At 63.1% G+C, this 17,155-nt stretch carries 21 protein-coding genes; 2 read left to right on the forward strand and 19 right to left on the reverse strand.

The genetic code is table 11. From position 1 onward, the window contains the following. Positions 1-95 precede the first annotated feature (95 nt). The 16 genes from M511_RS12545 to M511_RS12620 form a co-directional block, all read right to left on the reverse strand. Positions 96-1,208, reverse strand: a complete 1,113-nt coding sequence (locus M511_RS12545) for an ABC transporter permease (RefSeq protein WP_085502370.1) — start codon at positions 1,206-1,208, stop codon at positions 96-98. After that, entirely contained in the window at positions 1,205-2,113 is a 909-nt protein-coding gene (locus M511_RS12550; RefSeq protein WP_010392163.1) for an ABC transporter ATP-binding protein, read from the reverse strand. Before M511_RS12550 ends, M511_RS12545 begins: the two co-directional genes overlap by 4 nt. Next, entirely contained in the window at positions 2,110-3,051 is a 942-nt protein-coding gene (locus M511_RS12555; RefSeq protein ID WP_085502371.1) for an HlyD family secretion protein, read from the reverse strand. The genes M511_RS12550 and M511_RS12555 overlap by 4 nt, the downstream gene beginning before the upstream one ends. Next, on the reverse strand, positions 3,044-3,676 hold the full coding sequence (locus tag M511_RS12560; RefSeq protein WP_240547625.1) for a CerR family C-terminal domain-containing protein: 633 nt from the start codon (positions 3,674-3,676) through the stop codon (positions 3,044-3,046). The genes M511_RS12555 and M511_RS12560 overlap by 8 nt, the downstream gene beginning before the upstream one ends. 169 nt (positions 3,677-3,845) lie before the next feature. Beyond that, positions 3,846-4,619 (reverse strand): ABC transporter ATP-binding protein, encoded by a 774-nt coding sequence (locus M511_RS12565; RefSeq protein WP_010392156.1) that lies wholly within the window; start codon positions 4,617-4,619, stop codon positions 3,846-3,848. Beyond that, positions 4,616-5,599, reverse strand: coding sequence for an ABC transporter substrate-binding protein (locus tag M511_RS12570; protein WP_010392154.1), 984 nt, complete (start codon positions 5,597-5,599; stop codon positions 4,616-4,618). Before M511_RS12570 ends, M511_RS12565 begins: the two co-directional genes overlap by 4 nt. A gap of 29 nt (positions 5,600-5,628) precedes the next feature. Beyond that, on the reverse strand, positions 5,629-6,468 hold the full coding sequence (locus M511_RS12575; protein ID WP_010392152.1) for an ABC transporter permease: 840 nt from the start codon (positions 6,466-6,468) through the stop codon (positions 5,629-5,631). Between the two features lie 4 nt (positions 6,469-6,472). Further along, positions 6,473-7,825, reverse strand: coding sequence for an LLM class flavin-dependent oxidoreductase (locus tag M511_RS12580; RefSeq protein WP_085502373.1), 1,353 nt, complete (start codon positions 7,823-7,825; stop codon positions 6,473-6,475). A gap of 84 nt (positions 7,826-7,909) precedes the next feature. Beyond that, positions 7,910-8,059 carry a hypothetical protein gene (locus tag M511_RS12585; protein ID WP_010392150.1) on the reverse strand — a complete coding sequence of 50 codons (150 nt, stop codon included), beginning with the start codon at positions 8,057-8,059 and terminating at the stop codon, positions 7,910-7,912. A 179-nt stretch (positions 8,060-8,238) separates the two neighbouring features. Next, the gene (gene mobA / locus M511_RS12590; RefSeq protein WP_085502374.1) at positions 8,239-8,856 is read right to left on the reverse strand and encodes a molybdenum cofactor guanylyltransferase MobA; all 618 of its coding nucleotides are present in this window, start codon (positions 8,854-8,856) and stop codon (positions 8,239-8,241) included. After that, on the reverse strand, positions 8,853-9,467 hold the full coding sequence (locus M511_RS12595) for a hypothetical protein (protein WP_085502375.1): 615 nt from the start codon (positions 9,465-9,467) through the stop codon (positions 8,853-8,855). The genes mobA and M511_RS12595 overlap by 4 nt, the downstream gene beginning before the upstream one ends. Further along, entirely contained in the window at positions 9,464-10,282 is an 819-nt protein-coding gene (locus M511_RS12600; protein WP_010392147.1) for an ABC transporter permease, read from the reverse strand. Before M511_RS12600 ends, M511_RS12595 begins: the two co-directional genes overlap by 4 nt. Continuing rightward, positions 10,279-11,001: an ABC transporter ATP-binding protein gene (locus M511_RS12605; RefSeq protein WP_085502376.1), complete on the reverse strand. Its 723-nt coding sequence runs from the start codon at positions 10,999-11,001 to the stop codon at positions 10,279-10,281. The genes M511_RS12600 and M511_RS12605 overlap by 4 nt, the downstream gene beginning before the upstream one ends. Before the next feature lie 37 nt (positions 11,002-11,038). Then, the gene (locus M511_RS12610; protein WP_139824584.1) at positions 11,039-11,605 is read right to left on the reverse strand and encodes a cupredoxin domain-containing protein; all 567 of its coding nucleotides are present in this window, start codon (positions 11,603-11,605) and stop codon (positions 11,039-11,041) included. Between the two features lie 26 nt (positions 11,606-11,631). Next, positions 11,632-12,603, reverse strand: a complete 972-nt coding sequence (locus M511_RS12615; protein ID WP_010392144.1) for a YVTN family beta-propeller repeat protein — start codon at positions 12,601-12,603, stop codon at positions 11,632-11,634. Between the two features lie 8 nt (positions 12,604-12,611). Continuing rightward, complete coding sequence (locus M511_RS12620; protein ID WP_010392142.1) at positions 12,612-13,808, reverse strand: ABC transporter substrate-binding protein; 1,197 nt, start codon at positions 13,806-13,808, stop codon at positions 12,612-12,614. A gap of 152 nt (positions 13,809-13,960) precedes the next feature. Here M511_RS12620 and M511_RS12625 point away from each other — a divergent pair, with 152 nt between their 5' ends. Both M511_RS12625 and M511_RS12630 read left to right on the forward strand, forming a co-directional pair. Next, positions 13,961-14,488: a DUF3280 domain-containing protein gene (locus M511_RS12625; protein WP_085502377.1), complete on the forward strand. Its 528-nt coding sequence runs from the start codon at positions 13,961-13,963 to the stop codon at positions 14,486-14,488. After that, entirely contained in the window at positions 14,485-15,036 is a 552-nt protein-coding gene (locus M511_RS12630; RefSeq protein ID WP_010392140.1) for an SRPBCC family protein, read from the forward strand. The genes M511_RS12625 and M511_RS12630 overlap by 4 nt, the downstream gene beginning before the upstream one ends. A gap of 27 nt (positions 15,037-15,063) precedes the next feature. On the opposite strand, the gene M511_RS12635 is transcribed toward M511_RS12630, so the two are convergent. Genes M511_RS12635 through M511_RS12645 form a run of 3 tightly spaced genes read right to left on the reverse strand, consistent with a single transcriptional unit; the run spans position 15,064 to position 17,107 of the window. After that, entirely contained in the window at positions 15,064-15,606 is a 543-nt protein-coding gene (locus tag M511_RS12635; RefSeq protein WP_010392138.1) for a PQQ-dependent catabolism-associated CXXCW motif protein, read from the reverse strand. Then, on the reverse strand, positions 15,603-16,415 hold the full coding sequence (locus tag M511_RS12640; protein WP_085502378.1) for a substrate-binding domain-containing protein: 813 nt from the start codon (positions 16,413-16,415) through the stop codon (positions 15,603-15,605). Before M511_RS12640 ends, M511_RS12635 begins: the two co-directional genes overlap by 4 nt. Further along, positions 16,412-17,107, reverse strand: a complete 696-nt coding sequence (locus M511_RS12645) for a c-type cytochrome, methanol metabolism-related (protein ID WP_010392134.1) — start codon at positions 17,105-17,107, stop codon at positions 16,412-16,414. The genes M511_RS12640 and M511_RS12645 overlap by 4 nt, the downstream gene beginning before the upstream one ends. Positions 17,108-17,155 lie beyond the last annotated feature (48 nt).

Below are 17,155 nucleotides of genomic sequence, written 5' to 3' on the forward strand. Positions count from 1 at the left end.
CAGCCCGCGCAGATCATCGCATGGTCATTGTGGCGAAGGGCGCATCAGGCCGCAGCAAGACAGGCTCATATCAAACTGAAAACGCAACTGTAATGCTAGTCCAGCGTCCGGCGGAACCGCAACAGCGCCAGCGCCCCCAGCACCACCACCATGACCGAAAGCGCGCCGAATTGCGCCAGCACATCGGGCAGCCCCGCCCCCTTTAGCATGATGCCCCGGACGAGGCGCAGCAGATGGGTGACCGGCAACAGTTCACCCAGCATCTGCGCCCAGCCGGGCATGCCCCGGAACGGGAACATAAACCCCGACAGCAGAATCGAGGGCAGAAAGACGAATATCGCAATCTGCATCGCCTGCATCTGCGTACGTGCGACGGTAGAGATCAGATAACCAAGCAGCACCAGCGCCAGTACAAAGACCATCACCCCGGCAAGCAACAGCGCGGGCGAACCCATGAAGGGCACATCGAACAGCGCCCATGCCGCACCAAGGATCACAAGGACCTGCACCGCCCCCACGCCAAGAAAGGGCGCGATCTTGCCCAGCATGATCTCGGCCGCGGTGGCGGGCATGGCAAGCAGGTTCTCCATCGTGCCGCGCTCGATCTCCCGGGTCAGGGCCATGGCGGTCATCATCACCATGGTCATTTGCAAGATCACACCCAAAAGACCGGGGACGATGTTGTAATGGGTGATGCCCTCGGGGTTATAGCGGCGGTGGACGACGATCTCGGGTCCTGCGGCCTCGGGCACCGCAAGGTCGCGGCGAAAGGCGCTTTCGGCGATACCACCCAAAGCGGCGATTGCGCCGCTGGTGGCCGTCGGGTCCGAACCGTCAGCCTCGACCAGGACCTGCGCCCGTTCGCCACGCAGCAACCGCTGGCCGAAATCAGCAGGTACGGTGACGACAAATGAGACCTTGCCTTGCGCGATCAGCCGCTCGGCCTCAGAGGGCTGCGCATCGGGATGGGTGATGCGATAATAGCCACTGTTTTCAAGCGCGGCGACAAGGCTGCGGCTGAACTGATCCTGAACCGGTGCGATCAGCGCCGTCGGCATGTGGCGCGGATCGCTGTTGATCGCATAGCCAAACAGCAGCAATTGCATGATGGGCACGCCCAGCATCATCGCAAAGGTCACCCGGTCGCGGCGCATCTGGATGAATTCCTTGCGCAGGATCGCCCACAGACGTGTCAGCGAAAGGCTCATTGCATATTGTCCTGCGACTGATCCATCAGGCGGATGAACACATCCTCAAGGCTTGTCTCGACCGGCTGGCCCGAGACCCCTTCGGCCGCCAACGCCGCCTCAAGCCTTGCGCGGTCGGGCCCGGTCACATGCAGCGAGGTGCCAAAGGGTTCGACCTGCCCGACGCCCGGGGCCTTGCGCAACCGCTCGGCCAGCGCACCGGGCCGGGGCGACTGCACGGTCATCGTGATCAGCCCTGCCCCCGCGATGACCTTGGCCACCGTACCCGAAACCACCAGCCTGCCATAGGCGATGTAATTGATGCGGTGACAACGCTCGGCCTCGTCCATGTAATGGGTCGAAACCAGCACCGTCATGCCCGACAGCGCGCGGGCGTGGATTTCGTCCCAGAACTGCCGGCGCGCCTTGGGATCGACACCCGCCGTCGGCTCATCAAGCAGCAAAAGACGCGGCTGATGCATGATGCAGGCGGCAAGCGCCAGCCGCTGTTTCCACCCGCCCGACAGGCTGCCGGCAAGCTGGGCGCGACGCGCGGTCAGGCCCAGATCCTCAAGCGTGTCGCGCACCGCCTGGCGCGGCAGGCCATAAAGCCCGGCGACGAAACCAAGGTTCTCTTCGATCGACAGGTCTTCATAAAAGGAAAACCGCTGCGTCATATAGCCGACCTGTCGGCGGATCGCCCGCTGATCGCGGCGCACGTCAAGGCCCAGCACCGTACCGCTGCCCGCATCGGGGGTCAGAAGGCCGCAGATCATGCGAATGCAGGTCGTCTTGCCCGAGCCGTTCGGGCCCAGAAACCCGGCAATTTCGCCCTCGGCGACCTTCAGGGCGACGTCATCGACCACCTTCCTGCCGCCAAAGGATTTCGTCAGGCCCGAGACATCAATGGCGGTCACCACGGTCATGGCTCAGCCCAGACCTCAACGATCTGGCCGGGCTTCAGCGTATTGCCGGGGTCCGGGACGGCCTCGACCAGATAGACCAGCTTTTGCCGGCTGTCGCGGGCATAGATGACCGGAGGCGTAAACTCGGCCTCATCCGCGATGAATGAAACGGTGGCCGTGACGGGCGCGCAACCGTCGCAACCGACCGTCAGCCGCGTCCCCAAAACCAGCGCCGAAATATCCGCTTCGCTGACGTAAAAGCGCAGCCGCAGCGCCCCGTCCGGCAGAAAAACCAGCACAGGGGCCGAGGGTCCGGCCATTTCACCCGGATGGCGCAGGATATCGGTAACAATGCCCGGGGCTGGGGCGATCAGGCGACGCTGCTGAAGCTGCCATTCCATCGCCTCGCGGTTCGCCCCGGCCTCGGACAGCGTGGCGCGGGCGGCGGCGATGGCATCGGGACGGGCGGGCAAGGCGACCACGGCCAGCCGGGCCTCGGCCTCATGCAGCGCGGCCTGCGCCATATCGGCAGCAGCGCGGGCATCGTCCAGCTGAGCGGGCGAGCTGACGCGCTGTGCAAGCAACCGCTCTTGCCGCACGGCCTCGCGCGCCGTCTGATCGGCATGGGCGCGGGCCGAGGCGACGGCAGCCTCGCTGGCGGCAATCTCGGGCGTGCGGCCACCTTTTTCCAGATCAGCTAATGCGCTGGCCGCGCGGGTATAGGCCGCCTCTGCCCCAGCCAGCGCGAACGCAGCGTCGCGGTTTTCCATCTGGACCAAAAGCTGTCCCGCCTCGACCCGGTCACCGCGCTGGACTTCCAGCATCTCGACCCGGGCTGCTGCTATCGGTGCGATGTGGATATACTCGCCCTCGACATAGCCGGTGCCCAGCGGTGCGGATGACCCACAATAGGGCAGCAACGCAGCAAGAAAGCCCAATGCGCACAGCAGGTCAGCCATCCCCGCCCCCGATCATCCGGTCAAGGTTGATCAGCATGCGGCGCATGATCGCACGGGCCTCGGTGCGGGAATACTGGCTCCACCCCATCCGGCGCTGAACGATGGGCGCGGCGACACGGAAATAGACCGCCTGCCCGAACAGCGAAAATACGGCAAGCTTGACGTCCTCATCCTGGGCATCGGCGCCTGTCGCGGCGGACCACAGCGCGCATAGCCCCCGGTGGCGCGGCTCGACCAGCGTCAGGTAAAGCCGGTCCAGCACCGGGCTGCCCGGCTGGGCCAGTTCGCGCAGCACAAAGGCTACCGCGTCGCTGGCACCGGGGCTGACAATCAGAAAGGTCACGATCCGGCGGACCAGACGCCGCAGGATCAGACGCGCCAGACGCGCATCCGGCCGCTCTTGACCTGCGGGCAGAGGGCGGGCGACACGCGCCACCCATTCCGCCACCATATCGGCACAGGCAAGGCGCAACCCCTCTTTGCCGCCGAAATGATAGGCGATCGAGGAAATATTGACCCCCGCCTGCGCAGCGATGGCCCGGGTCGAGGCGGCCTCAAAGCCGCCATGCCCAAACTGCTCCATAGCAGCGCGGATCAGCGCGACGCGGGTCGGATGCGGTTTCATGGCCGACATACCAGAAATCAATCAATCGATTGATACAGGATTTCCGCCCTTAAGTCGAGACCATCGCGCAAAGCGCCCGCACCCATTGCCTGCAGGAAAGCAAAAGATCACGAAACCCTGTCTGGCCCGCATGGCGGAGGGAGGAGAGGCGGCCAGACAGGGCTCGCGGTCAATGCAGACCGAACTCCGCCATCAGACGGCGGCGCATGGCAACAAAGCCCTGCTCGCTGCGATCCCGTGGTCGCGGCAGGTCCACATCAATCAGACGGGCGGGGTCGCTATTGTCGCGGGACAGGACCAGCACCCGATCGGCAAGAAAGATCGCTTCTTCAAGGTCATGCGTAACAAGAATCATGGTCACGCCCTCTTCACGCCAGATGCGGGCCAGCTCTTCTTGCATGGTCAGCTTGGTCATGGCGTCCAGCGCGCCAAAAGGCTCGTCCAGCAGCAGGATTTCGGGCTGCACGGTCAGGGCACGGGCGATGCCGACGCGTTGCGCCATGCCACCCGAAAGCTGGCGCGGCCACGCCTCGGCAAATTCGGTCAGACCGACAAGGTGAATGTAATGGCGCGCCCGTTCGCGGGCCTGAGCGGCGGGAACGCCCCGCACCTCAAGCCCGAAGGCGACGTTTTCCAGTACCGTGAGCCATGGCAGAAGCCGGGGTTCCTGAAAGATCACGGCCCGTTCCCGCCCGACGCCGGCTACCGGATGGCCGTCGATCAGAACCTCGCCCCGGTCGGGCGATTCAAGTCCGGCGAGTACCCGCAAAAGCGTGGTCTTGCCGCAGCCCGAGGGGCCGACGATGGCGAGGATCTCGCCACCGTTCACGTCCAGATCCAGATTACGCAGCACCGAAAGCGAACTGCGGTTCAGCGCATAGGATTTGGACAGGCCCCTGACCTTGACCTCTCCGCGCAGGATGGAAGGTTGCAGATCCGTCATTTCGCCGCCACCGCTTCGCCGCTGACCAGCAGAATGTCGGCTGCCTTGAGCTTGCCCTTTTCAACCTTGCCTTCGCGTTCAAGCACGTCGATCCAGAACTGGATGTCACGCTCGACCGGCAGGCCGCCTTTGCGCACACCGTAGCCGGCGAAATACTGCGCGACCTCGGGGTTTTCGCCCCGCTCGCTCAGCACCTTGGCGAATACCTTTTTGGCCTCGTCAGGGTTCTCGCGCGCCCAGTCCAGCGCCTTGGCCGCACCATCGACAAAGGCGCGCGCCTCTTGCGGATGGGCATCTACCCAGTCGCGGCGCAGAACGACAAAGCCGCCCGCGATCTCGCCCAGCACGTCGGTATCGTCAAAGATCGCGCGGATACCGCCACCCTGACGGGCCGCGCCCTCAAAGGTGGTCTGCCAATAGCCAAATGCCGACACATCCACCTGTTTTGAACGCAGCACCTGTTCAAGCTGCGGTCCCGGGACGACGACAAGGTTAACCGCATCCTGCGGCAGCCCTTTTTGGTGCAGCGCCTCGCGAACGGTATAATCCAGATGAGCACCCAGAGTGTTCACGGCGACAGTCTTGCCCGCGATATCCTCGATCGACTTGATCGGGCTGTCTTCGAGCACGTAAAAGATCGACTGGACCTCGTCATTGATGCCCTGGGTCGGATAGGCGGCGACAAAGTCATTCCCGCCGATAATCGAGTTCAGCACAGCCGAGGTCGCCGCGCTGCCGATATCGGCACTGCCCCCGGCAAGGGCGATCAGCGATTCAGGCCCGCCCGAGGCATAGCCAAGGTTTTCAAGCTTGATCCCGGTGCCTTCGTAATAGCCCAGTTCTTCGGCCAGTTCATGGGCCGACAGGCCGCCATGGCTGGCCAGATAGCGTAGGGTCACCTCGGCCTCAGCAGCGGTGCCGAACGAAAGGCCAAGCGCGGTCGTCAGCGCAAGGCTGCGCAGGGAAAAGATAGCAGTCATGGGGTGTCTCTTTCTTGAAAGGGGGGTGATCAGCGGACGGGCGCGGCCCAGCGGCACAGGCGGTTTTGCAGCGCAACAAGGATGAAGTTCGCCACAAGCCCCAGACCAGCCAGCAAAAAGATCGACGCGAACATCAGCGGGATCTGGAAATTGTACTGAGCGTTCATCACCTGAAAGCCCAGGCCCTTGTTCGCGCCGATCATTTCAGCCGCGATCAACAGCAATAGCGCCGTGGTCGCCGACAGTCGCAGTCCGACAAAGATCGACGGAACCGACGCGGGCAGGATCACACGCCGGAACACCGCAAGGGGCGTCGCGCCATAGGTCCGGGCCATCTCGATCAGCTTGCGGTCCACCTCTTTCACGCCGCCGATGGTGGCCAACAGGACCGGAAACAGCGTCGCCCAGAAGATCACAAAGATCTTGGAGGTCTCACCCAGTCCCAATAGCAGGATAAAGACCGGGTAAAGCGCCAGTGCCGAGGTCTGACGGAAAAGTTGCAGGATCGGATCAAGCGCCCGTTCCACCGCCGCGATCTGGCCCATGAACAGCCCCAAAGGGATGCCCAGCACCACCGCCGCAGCAAAAGCGATACCCGAGCGTTGCAGACTGATCGCGATGTCATCGACCAGCGCACCCGAGGCGATCCCGTTCCACAGCGCCGATGCGATGGTATCCAGCGGCGGCAGCACCGAGGGGCTGACCCAGCCGGACCGGCTTGCCACCTGCCAAAGGATCAGGAAACCGGCAAGAAGGCCATAGCGCGACAATGCCTCACGGGCAAAAGCCGCCCCGCGACGGGTCAGGCCCGGCTCTGCGCTTTCGCCGGATACCTGCACGGTGGTGCTGTCGAGATGCTGATAGGTCATCGTGTCACTCCGCCGCATGAACCGAACGGCGCTGCACCGTCCAGCGGTTTTCAGGGAAGGGCAGGCCCAGATTTTCGCGCAGGGTCCGGCCTTCGTATTCGGTGCGGAACAGCCCGCGGCGTTGCAGCTCGGGGATGACCAGATCGACGAAATCGGTCAGCCCGGTCGGCAACCAAGGCGGCAGGATATTGAAACCATCCGCACCCTCGTTCTCGAACCATTCCTGCAGGGTATCGGCGACCTGCCGGGCGCTGCCCACAATGGTGAAATGACCGCGCGCCGAGGCGATCCATTGGTAAAGCTGGCGGATGGTAAAGCCGTTTTCATCGGCGATCTGGCGGATCAGCGTCTGGCGCGACTTCATCCCCTCGGTCGGATCAAGCGGCGGCAGCGGCCCATCCAGATCGGCGCCGGTCAGATCCAGCGTACCGCCTGTCAGCCCCTTGATCAGCGCGATTCCGTCCTCTTCCAGGATCAGGCTGGTAAGGCGCTCATACTTTTCGCGCGCTTCGGCCTCGGTCCGGCCGACAAAGGGCGAGACGCCCGGCATGATCAGGATGTGATCGGGGTTACGTCCCAGCCCACGCGCCCGGGCCTTGATATCGCGATAGAATTCCTGCGCGGTATCAAGACGCTGATGGGCGGTAAAGATCACCTCGGCGGTGGCGGCGGCAAGGCCGCGGCCGTCCTCGGACTGGCCGGCCTGGACGATGACCGGATGCCCCTGCGCCGAGCGCGAAACGTTCAGCGGCCCCCTGACCTTGAAATGTTCGCCCTGATGATCAGTGAAATGCACCTTATCGACGTCAAAGAACACCCCGGTTTCCTTGTCGCGGATAAAGGCGTCATCCTCGAAACTGTCCCAAAGTTTCTTGACCACATCGACGAATTCCGCCGCCCGGCGATAGCGCCATGCATGTGGGTGCTGGTGGTCAAGGCTAAAGTTATGCGCCGCGCTTTCCGTGGCTGTTGTCACCACGTTCCAGCCCGTACGCCCGCCCGATATCAGATCAAGCGAGGCGAATTTGCGCGCAAGGTTATAGGGTTCTTCGTAGGTGGTCGAAGCGGTGGCGATAAAGCCAAGGTTCCGCGTCAGCGGCGCAAGCGCCGAAAACAGGGTCACCGGCTCAAAGCCCGCGACCTTGGCATTGCCGCCCTCGATACTGCCGCCAAAGGCGATGGCAAGCCCGTCGGCAAGGAAATAGGCGTCAAAAAGGCCGCGCTCGGCCTCTTGAGCAAGCTTGAGATGGAAATCAAAACTGGTCGCCCCGTCGGCGGGCTGGTCGGGGTGGCGCCAGGCGGCAATATGCTGGCCGCCACCGGGAAGAAAGGCACCAAGGCGGATCTTGCGGGTCATCTGTGCTTTCCTTTTGGCAATACTCGGCTGGTCCCGCGAGAGGGCGGGTCAGCCTGGATCAGGGGATGAGATCTGGTGTGAGGGTCAGGCAGTCGCGGCGAACATGTGCCGCCGCATACATCGCGGTACGGCAATGGCGCAGATTGCGGCCTCATCTGCCATCAGAGCGACCGCCAGCATAGCTTGCGGCAGGCCGTCTGAACGGCCGGGATAACCGGCGATGCAGAGGGTCATGGGTCTCTCCTAATGACGATCTGATTTGTCGTCTAATATCCCTGACCAGAACGGCCGCGGCCATTCCAAAAACCCCAGGTCAGGGAGAAAGCTTTTATCGTCCGCAACCACGCGCAGAGATAAGGATGGCGGATTCGCCGGTCACCGCTGCCCAAAGGGCCGAGTCAGAGCAATGTTTTCTAAAGCGGCGCGGCCCTGACGAATCCGGCTGCGCGGGCCAGATCCTCGGGCGTGTTAAGGTTCATGAACGGATCGACGGGATGGCTGTCGAACACCGCGCGCCCCGGGTCATGGGCGGCGGCGAACTGACCGACGCGATGCAGGCCCGATTCCAGCGCGGCCCGCAATTCCTGTTGCAACGCGACCGGCCATAGCGCGCAGGTCGGATGGTCGTGCAATTGCCCGGTTTCATCCGGACTTGCGGCAATGGCGACGCCCGAGCGTCCCCGCGCCTCGCGCAGCCTGTGCACCAGATCGCCGGGCAGAAAGGGCGTATCGACACTGACGCTGACGACGCTGTCCGCCCCCTCACCGGCTGCCCATTCCATCCCGGCCAGAATACCGGCCAAAGGCCCGGCGAAACCGGCAATGCCGTCTGCGATCACCGGCAGGCCGTATTCGGCAAAGCCTTCGGGATCGCCATTGGCGTTGATGGCAATCTGGCCGCATTGCGGCAAAAGCCGGGCGATCACCCGGGCAAGCAACGTCTCGCCCTCCAGCATCCGCAGCGCCTTGTTCCCCCCGCCCATGCGTCTGGACAGACCTCCGGCAAGAATGACGGCGGGGGTGTGCTTCATTTCAACCCTGCTGCGATGGCGCGGGCCAGCGCAAAGACCCGCTGTTCAAGAATGACCGGAGTTTCACAGACATAGGTCAGCGCCTGCTGGCGATCCTGAAAGATGCGCGTGTCCCAGTCGAGCTGCTCTTCCTCAGCGTCAAGGGCATCGAAGTCCGGTTTTTCGGCCTTTTGCATCTCTTCCATCTTCTGGCGGTGATCCCCGATCCGCTTGGCCAAGTCTACCTGCTTGTTGCCATAACGGGCAATGCCCGCGATCAGCGCCGCACGATGCGGGTCGATCCGGTCGAAAATCGCCACCATCAGCGCTGTCAGCTGCTTGTTGTCAGCGGTCTTGGCAAATTCCGCAACCTCGGCCTCGGCCTTTTCCAAAGGCAGGCGCCGCTGCTCAAGACGGTCGGCCAGCGCCGCGATTTCAGGCGTGCGCGCCAGTTCACGGACGGTCTCGTCCGGCTCGGGCCCGCTCCACATCTGTCCCAGCGACAGATGCGGCTGCTTGCGCTGAACACAAGGCCAGTCCGGGTCCGCGCCTGTTTCCGCCTGCGCCGCGCCTGCGACAAGACCCTGCGCCGCGCCTGCGACAAGACATAGTGCCAGAACCAGATATTTCATGCTCCCCCCTTTCGCCGCGCCCATAGCCCCTTGCCCGGATCATACATGATCACGGCCCCTGCAAAGAACAGGACCAGACAGCCCGACACCACCAACAAGGACAAAAGATCCAGACGCGCGTAAAGGGCAAAACGGATCAGCTCAACCGCATGGGTGAAGGGGTTCACCGCGCAGATGTCGTGCAAGAGGGGTGAGCTTTCGTTCATTCTCCACAGCGGATAGAGCGCGCTTGAGGCAAAAAAGATCGGGAAAATGACGAAATTCATCACCCCGGCAAAGTTTTCCAGCTGCCGGATGGTCGAGGACAGGAAAAGTCCCATCGCCCCAAGCATCAGCCCCGACAGAAACAGCGCAGGCAGCACGGTCAGATAGCCGACAGGCGGCGCCTCGATCCCCCAGAGCCAGGCGATGCCAAGGAAGGTATAGACCTGGATGATCGAGACGATCACCCCCGCGACCAGCTTGCTTGCCAAAAGAAACCAGCGCGGAAACGGGCTGACCAGCAGCGTGCGCATCGCCCCCGTTTCACGGTCATGCACCATCGACAGCGAACTCTGCATCCCGTTGAAAAGCTGGATCATCGCGCAAAGACCGGGCGTCACATAGACCTCGTACAGAACATAGGTCTGATAAGGCGGCGTGATCGACAGCCCCAGGACGGCCCGGAAACCAGCGGCAAAGATAAACAGCCAGACCAGCGGACGGACCAGCGCCGCCAGAAAGCGGCCACGCTGATTGATGAAACGCAGCGTCTCGCGCCGGGCAATGCCCAGAAAGGCGATCAGCCACATGCGGGGTGTCAGGCGGCGGCTCATACCTGTTCCCCCGTCAGGCGCAGAAAGGTCCGGGTCAGGTCCCCATCGCCGATCTCGCCCGCATTGCCATGGGCCAGGACCTCGCCTTTATGCAGGATGACCAGCCCGTCCCCGGGGCGGATCTCGTCAAGGATATGCGTGGCCCAAAGCGCCGAAACCCCGCCCTGCACCAAAGCGCGGGTCAGGGCCACCACCTCGGCCCGCGACCTGACATCAAGGCCGACCGTCGGCTCGTCAAGCAGCAAAAGTTCGGGACGGTGGATCAGGGCACGGGCGATCTCGGCCCGGCGGCTTTGACCGCCCGACAGGGACGAAACCCGCGCGTTCAGCCGGTCGGCCAGATCGACCTGAGCCAGGACCTCAGCGATGCGCGGCCGCGCCTCGCGCCGGGAAATGCCATGCAGCGCGGCGTGATATTCCATATTCTGCGCCACGGTCAGGTCGGGATCCAGCGCGCGGGACTGGAACACCACCCCCAGCCGCGCCAGCGCCGCGCCCGACTGGCGGCGCAGGTCATGGCCCGCGACCTCGATCCGGCCCGAGCGGTTGTCGTAAAGCCGGGTGATCAGCGAAAACAGCGTCGTCTTGCCGGCACCGTTTACGCCCAAAAGCGCGGTGAACCCACCGCGCGGCACGGTCAGAGACACATCCTTCAGCGCCTGAAAGCTGCCAAAGCTGTGGCTGACGTTCTGAATCGAAAGCGCGTCCTGTTGCTGCATCTGACAGAGGCGGGGCCCAAAGGCCCCGCACCCCTCGTCACTGGATGTTGAACACAGCCTGCTGCGTTTCACCATGCGAGCCGGGGACCGACAAAGTGTAGCGGCCCGGCACGATGGCGATAAAGCTGATCGTCGCAGTACCGGCATCGTCGAATTCCAGCGAATGCACGCCCATCGGCCGAATTTCGATATCGTTGATCACGACCTCATTGATCCAGATGGCGCGGAAGAAATCTCCGCCCGACAGCGCCAGTTCCTGACTGCCATCGGCATTGATGGCGATGCGGTAGAAGCCGCCCGATTTCAGCTTGTATTCCGCGGTGGCGACCGGCTTGCCCGCGCCCAGCGTCAGCGGGGCAAGATCAGTGCGGTTATCACGCGCCATGATCCCCGAGAAACCAAAGTCGAATTTCGAGCCGGCCTCGTGCACGCCCTCTTCGGCGGCGGCCTCTTCCTCATCGTCGTCGTCATCCTCGTCGCCATCGGCTTCGGGCGCGGCGGCCTCGGCGGCGGCAGCATCGTCGGGTTTCGGCGTCTCTTCCTGGGCGACTGCGGGCGCGGCAAGGCCAGCCATGATCAGCAGGATGGTCAGGAAACGGGTCATGTGATTCTCCTCCCTCGTTTTTTGGATCAGTTCGGTGCGACGACGACACCCCAGGGCTGCTGGCCCACAGGCACGGATTTGATGACCTTGTTTGCGGCCACGTCGATCACCGAGACATCGTTGGAATTGCCATTTGTGGTGAACAGGTATTTTTCGTCGGGGGTAAAGGCCATCTGCCAGACGCGCTGACCGACAAGCAGATAATCCTCGACCTCATCCGTCTCGCCATTGATGACCGCGACGCGGTTGGCAGGACCCAGGGCGACAAAGACCTTTTTGCCGTCTTTGGTCACGCGCACGCCGACGGGCTGGATCGCCTCGGGCAGAACGCCCGGGATTTCAAAGCTGATCTTCTTGGTGATCTGCTGCGTTTCGGGGTCGATCACGCTGACCGTGCCGCCAATTTCCGAGCTGACGTATAGCTTGTTCCCGGCATCGTTGAACTGGGCAAAGCGCGGACGAGAATCGACCAGCACATTGGCAAAGATCTCAAACGTCTCGCTATTGATGAAATGCGCCATATTGGTGGTTTCAGAGGTGTTGATCACCACCTTGCCATCAGGGCTGACGCCCATCCCCTCGGGTTCGACCCCGACCGGGATCTCGGCCAGAACCTTATGGGTCCGGGTATCGACCACGGTCACAAGGTTGTCGTCCTCATTGGCGATGTAAAGCGGGTTGCCCGAGGGATGCAGCACGAACAGTTCAGGGTCCGGACCCGAAGGCAGCGTATGCGTTTCCTCCATGGTCTCGGGGTTAAAGACCCGCACAAGGTCATCGTCCGAGGCGCAGACATACAGTTCCTTGCCATCGGGGCTGATGGTGATGCCGCGCGGGCGGGCGCCCACGGGGTAGGTGCCGATCACCTCCAGCGTCTCGCTGTCCAGAACGGTGACGTCATTGCCTTTTTCATTGCTGACAAAGACCCGGTTGGCGGCGGCCGGCAGGGCAAAACCAAGGCACAGGGCCGAGGTCAGGATGGCGGTTGCAGCTTTCATCTTACACCTCAGAACTTGCATTCGGTTTCGGGCCGGTCAAAGCCCAGCGTATCCAGAGCGGATGTCTGGTGCAGGTATTGATCCTGCGGGCTGACCGATGCGGTTACAGAGCCGGTGGTCAAAAGGATCGGCTGGCGCAGCTGATGGTCCCAGTCGCGCATGGTCAGTTTCTGCCCCTTGAAGCCCGCGACCTCAAAGTTATCCGAGAGCATGAATTCTTTGAGCTTGGCAGGATCGGTGCTTTGCGTGCGGGTCGCCGCCTCGCCGATCATGCGCAACGCGACCCAGGTCTGGTAGTCCTCTTCGCGGATCGGGCGGCCTGCCAGCTTTTCAAAGCGGTTCTGGAACTGCGTCGCCCCCCATGCCTCAAGCGAGGGCGCCCAGGACCGGGGCACCAGCCCGGACGAGCCGGTAACCGGCCGCGGGTCCCAGGTCGCATAGGGCAGCCAGTCGGCAAAGACGCCGTTTTCGTCGGCTGCGATCACAACGTCATGCGACGCCGCGCGCTGGGTAAAGACCGGCATCTGCTGCTGGACCTGAACATGGCCGCTGTCGCTGCGGCGGCTGCCGCCGGTATCCTCATAGGTCCGTTCCTCGACGATCTTGGCACCAAACTTGACCGCTGCGCGACGATAGGCGTCGGCCAGTGCGACATCCTCGGGGTGACTGCCGGCGATCAGGAACCAGTTCGACCACTTCTTCCACATCAGGAACTGTGCCAGCGCATCGGCAAGCATCGCGTAGCTTGGTGCGGTATGGATCACGTTGATGCGGCAATCCGCGCCCCGCAGGTTGTCGCCCCGCGCCCGCGCGTTCAGCACCAGCGCCCTGTCGCCCACCTGATCGGCCAGCGCCAGTGTCTCGGCATCATCCGCCAGCGTGACGATAAAGGGGAACCCCTCGGCCAGCAGCTTATCCATTTCCGCTGCGGCGGTTTCAGGCGTGGCCGTGACCTCGACCGCCTCGAAATCCTGTCCCATGAAGCGGCCGGTGGTGTCGTTATCCTCGATCGCCAGCCGCGCACCGGCAAAACCCAGATCCTCGGGCGCCGCGTCCAGCCGCGAAATCGGCGGCAAATGCGGCGCATCGACCCGCAGCACCGCCGCCCGCACGGTCTGAGGCTGTGCCCCATCCGCGGAATTTTGTGCAAAGGCCTGGTTTGCTATGGACAATCCAGCCAAAAGTATGATGATTCTGCCTTTCATGGCGCTCCTCCCGCCTGCATCATGCCGGGCCAATCCGCCCGCGCCAACCCGGCAAACTCCCCTTGTCTGATCGGGCAGATTCTCCTGAAACTTAAGTCGCACGGACTTTCGTCTTATGGACGGGCAGGCTGCGGCGACGCATGATTCCCGCCATGGCATTCCTGCGGCACATCCTGATCGCCTGCGCCGTGACCCTGACCCTTGCGGGCATCGGGGCGGCAGGGCCGCTTCATGGTGCCGGGCCCGCGCCGGATAGCGCGGTCTGGTTCGGGCTGTACTTTATCGACACCTCGACCGAGGGGGCCATCAACGGCGTGCGCGAGGATGAAACCTTGCGAATCGAAATGGCCGAGGACGTTATCGCCGAGGACCTGCAGGCCCGTGGCTTTACCCTGATCGAGCCACCCGCCGATCAGGTCGCGCAGATCAGGAACCCCTCGCAATCGAACGGCAGCGACAGCCGCATCGCGCGCGAGATGGGCGCAACCTATGCCATATCGGGCGAGGTGCAAAAGGTTTCGAACCTGATCCTGTCGTTGAACCTTTATATCCGCGAAGCCGCCAGCGGAGAGATCGTGCGCGCCGGTACGGTCGATATTCGCGGCAATAACGACGAAAGCTTTCGCCGTGGCTATCGCTATCTGTTGAAAAACATCATCTTTCGGGAGGAACAAGGATGATCCGACTGCTGATCCTGACCATGGGCGCGGCGATGGCGCTGGCTCCGGCGGCCGAGGCGCATGGCCCACCCCGCCTGAAGGTGGAGCTGCAGCAAAAGCTGGACGCTACCCCGGACGAAGTCTGGGCCGTGATCGGCAAGTTCGACGATATGAGCTGGCACCCGGCTGTTGCAAGCCTTGAGCTGACCGGCGACGGTTCGGCCGACCAGCCCGAGAAATCGACCCGCGTGCTGCATCTGAAAGCCGACGGGGGTGATCCGACGATTACCGAGGTGCTGTCGAAGCTGCAGCCCGAAAAGCGCTGCTATGCCTATCGCATCGAGGCGGTCGAGCTGACCGTCCTGCCGGTGACAAATTATGCCTCGACCCTTTGTGTCAAGGATGAGGACGGCAAGGCGCTGGTCCATTGGAAGGGTGGCTTCTATCGCGGCTATCCCAATAACGAGCCCCCGCCCGAACTGAACGACGACGCCGCGACCACGGCGGTGACCGGCGTCTATCAGGCCGGGCTTGATGCGCTGTCCGAGAAATTTGGCAAGGCAGAGTAATCTGCCCTGCCCGCCTGAAAACGGGCGCTAGAAATCCACCGGGGTGGCGGGTACCAGCTCGCCACCCTGTTCTTGCCAGCCTTCGATTCCGTCGGGAAACCAGATGATGCCCTGATAGCCCAGCGCCACGGCGCGTTTGGCGGCATTCCAGCTCATCCAGCAGTCTCGCTTGCAGAACATGACCAGAGGCGCCGCCTTGTCACCGCCTGACAGACGTTCCAGCCCCTGCGCCAGCCGCGCCTCTTCGGCTGGGGCAAGCCGGTCATAGCCGGTGTTGTAAAGCCAGATCGCGCCGGGAATAGACAGGTGCGGCGGCTCATTCCACAACGTACCTTCAGGCAGACCCTCGGGCCGCGCGGTACGGGGCAGCACGTCGATAAAGGGCACGCCCTGGCCATGCAGACGCATTGCCTCTGCCGCGTCGATCACCCGTGCACCGGCCAATGTCGCTGGGGTTTCCGAACGGTAGGGCTCTCCGTGGAAACCCTGCGGCCCGGTCACCTCGGCACGAAGATGGGCCGGGGCAGCGCCGGCCAGAACCACCGCCAGCACCACCCCCAGCCGTCTCATTCCCTCAGCGCCTTGCCGTAATCGTCAAGCAGCGGCACACCGGCATCACGCAGGATCGCGTCGATTTCATCCTGATGGCGGCGGATCAGGCTGTTCAGCTGCCGCTTCCAGACATCCTCGCCCGGCCGCACACCCATGGTGATACGATAGAACATACGCGGCCCGGTCGTTTCCTTAAGCAGCGGAGTGAATTGCAGATCAGGGTCCTGCTTGACCAACGGTCCCGCCAGTGGTCCCCAGATCACGGCGGCGGCAAGCTCGCCCGATTTGACCTGAGCAAGCATATCGCCGACCGGGTCTTCGACCCGCCTGTCCACAAACAGATCCCAGCCGCGCATATCCTTGGCCAGCCCCGCCCGCGCGAGGTTGGTGGCCGGAGGCGTCCCCGCCACCACGCCGATCGGATGATCCTTCAGCGCCGGGTCCTCAAGCATATCGACAGGGGCAAGCGGGCTATCCTTGCGCGTCACGATACCATAGGCCGAGGTGTAATAATGGTTGGTGTTTTGCACCAGCTCATCACCCTGGGCATAGCCGATGACGACATCGCAGATCCCGGCCCTGAGGGTCTTGCGGATAAAGCCCGGCCCTTGCGGAAACCAGGTATAGACCACGGGCAAGCCCAGCTTTTCCCCGAAAAGCCGGGCGATGCGGTTTTCAAACCCGGCCTCGTCGCGCGACGACATCGGCACGGCGGCCGGATCAGCGCAGACCCGGAATTCGGTCTTGGAGCGCAGATCGGCAACCTGCGCCGTGGCCGGAGCCACGGCGCAGGTCAGCAGTGCGATAAGTGAAAGAGCGCGTCTCATCCGCTCATGCAGGAATCTTCCTGCGCCGCGAATTCATCGGACTTGCTCTCTTTCTTTGCCGGACGTCCGCGCGGCAGATCGCCTGCGCCCCGCGCCAGCAGATAGACGTAGATATCGTCGATATAGCACCACACGTTGCGGTTGGTGCCAAAGGCCGGCATGACGAGATTTGCCGCCGTGTTGACCTCCTGCTTGCCCGAGGCGACGATTTCCTGAAACTCGTAATAATCCAGCTTCAGGACCGAGTTCTTCAGCGCCGGAGCATAGGTCGAACCCTCGCCGTCCGGGCCGTGGCAGACATGGCATTCCGCCGAATAACGGCGATAACCCGAGAATGCAGCGTAATCGATCGTCCCGTCCTCGGCGATCTTGAAGGTCGGGATGCCTTCGGTCGTGTACCAACGACCGTTTTCCATATGGTCGGGGGTGATGTCCTGGCCGTTCGGCAGGACAAGCTTGCCACCCTGTTCGACAACCTCCAGGTCCTCCTCCTGGGGTGCCGCGGGGGCTGCTGCCCCGGCTGTGGGGTCCGCAGCAGGCTGCTGCGCATCGCCCGACACGGCGGCTGCTGCTCCTGCCCCGGTCTGAGCCGGTGGTGTCTGGTCTGTCTGCGCAAGGGCCGTTCCGGTGATGGCGCCGGCCGCGCATGCGACACAAATCGCCATCAGGCTGGCGGTCGTCTTGCTGGTCATGAATTTCCTCCCTGGGGCTGTCACCCGAAGATGATGGCTTCGCCCCAA

The organism is Paracoccus sp. J56 (assembly GCF_019633685.1).
Classification (GTDB): domain Bacteria; phylum Pseudomonadota; class Alphaproteobacteria; order Rhodobacterales; family Rhodobacteraceae; genus Paracoccus; species Paracoccus kondratievae.

Excerpts from the sequence above, each read along its gene's own strand:
- mobA (WP_085502374.1), bottom strand. The coding sequence starts at position 8,856 with ATGAAGCACACCCCCGCCGTCATTCTTGCCGGAGGTCTGTCCAGACGC.
- M511_RS12550 (WP_010392163.1), bottom strand. The coding sequence starts at position 2,113 with ATGACCGTGGTGACCGCCATTGATGTCTCGGGCCTGACGAAATCCTTT.
- M511_RS12580 (WP_085502373.1), bottom strand. The coding sequence starts at position 7,825 with ATGACCCGCAAGATCCGCCTTGGTGCCTTTCTTCCCGGTGGCGGCCAG.
- M511_RS12605 (WP_085502376.1), bottom strand. The coding sequence starts at position 11,001 with ATGCAGCAACAGGACGCGCTTTCGATTCAGAACGTCAGCCACAGCTTT.
- M511_RS12585 (WP_010392150.1), bottom strand. The coding sequence starts at position 8,059 with ATGACCCTCTGCATCGCCGGTTATCCCGGCCGTTCAGACGGCCTGCCG.
- M511_RS12635 (WP_010392138.1), bottom strand. The coding sequence starts at position 15,606 with ATGAGACGGCTGGGGGTGGTGCTGGCGGTGGTTCTGGCCGGCGCTGCC.
- M511_RS12555 (WP_085502371.1), bottom strand. The coding sequence starts at position 3,051 with ATGGCTGACCTGCTGTGCGCATTGGGCTTTCTTGCTGCGTTGCTGCCC.
- M511_RS12565 (WP_010392156.1), bottom strand. The coding sequence starts at position 4,619 with ATGACGGATCTGCAACCTTCCATCCTGCGCGGAGAGGTCAAGGTCAGG.
- M511_RS12625 (WP_085502377.1), top strand. The coding sequence starts at position 13,961 with ATGGCATTCCTGCGGCACATCCTGATCGCCTGCGCCGTGACCCTGACC.
- M511_RS12560 (WP_240547625.1), bottom strand. The coding sequence starts at position 3,676 with ATGAAACCGCATCCGACCCGCGTCGCGCTGATCCGCGCTGCTATGGAG.
- M511_RS12575 (WP_010392152.1), bottom strand. The coding sequence starts at position 6,468 with ATGACCTATCAGCATCTCGACAGCACCACCGTGCAGGTATCCGGCGAA.
- M511_RS12630 (WP_010392140.1), top strand. The coding sequence starts at position 14,485 with ATGATCCGACTGCTGATCCTGACCATGGGCGCGGCGATGGCGCTGGCT.
- M511_RS12610 (WP_139824584.1), bottom strand. The coding sequence starts at position 11,605 with ATGACCCGTTTCCTGACCATCCTGCTGATCATGGCTGGCCTTGCCGCG.
- M511_RS12620 (WP_010392142.1), bottom strand. The coding sequence starts at position 13,808 with ATGAAAGGCAGAATCATCATACTTTTGGCTGGATTGTCCATAGCAAAC.
- M511_RS12645 (WP_010392134.1), bottom strand. The coding sequence starts at position 17,107 with ATGACCAGCAAGACGACCGCCAGCCTGATGGCGATTTGTGTCGCATGC.
- M511_RS12615 (WP_010392144.1), bottom strand. The coding sequence starts at position 12,603 with ATGAAAGCTGCAACCGCCATCCTGACCTCGGCCCTGTGCCTTGGTTTT.
- M511_RS12640 (WP_085502378.1), bottom strand. The coding sequence starts at position 16,415 with ATGAGACGCGCTCTTTCACTTATCGCACTGCTGACCTGCGCCGTGGCT.
- M511_RS12595 (WP_085502375.1), bottom strand. The coding sequence starts at position 9,467 with ATGAAATATCTGGTTCTGGCACTATGTCTTGTCGCAGGCGCGGCGCAG.
- M511_RS12600 (WP_010392147.1), bottom strand. The coding sequence starts at position 10,282 with ATGAGCCGCCGCCTGACACCCCGCATGTGGCTGATCGCCTTTCTGGGC.
- M511_RS12570 (WP_010392154.1), bottom strand. The coding sequence starts at position 5,599 with ATGACTGCTATCTTTTCCCTGCGCAGCCTTGCGCTGACGACCGCGCTT.
- M511_RS12545 (WP_085502370.1), bottom strand. The coding sequence starts at position 1,208 with ATGAGCCTTTCGCTGACACGTCTGTGGGCGATCCTGCGCAAGGAATTC.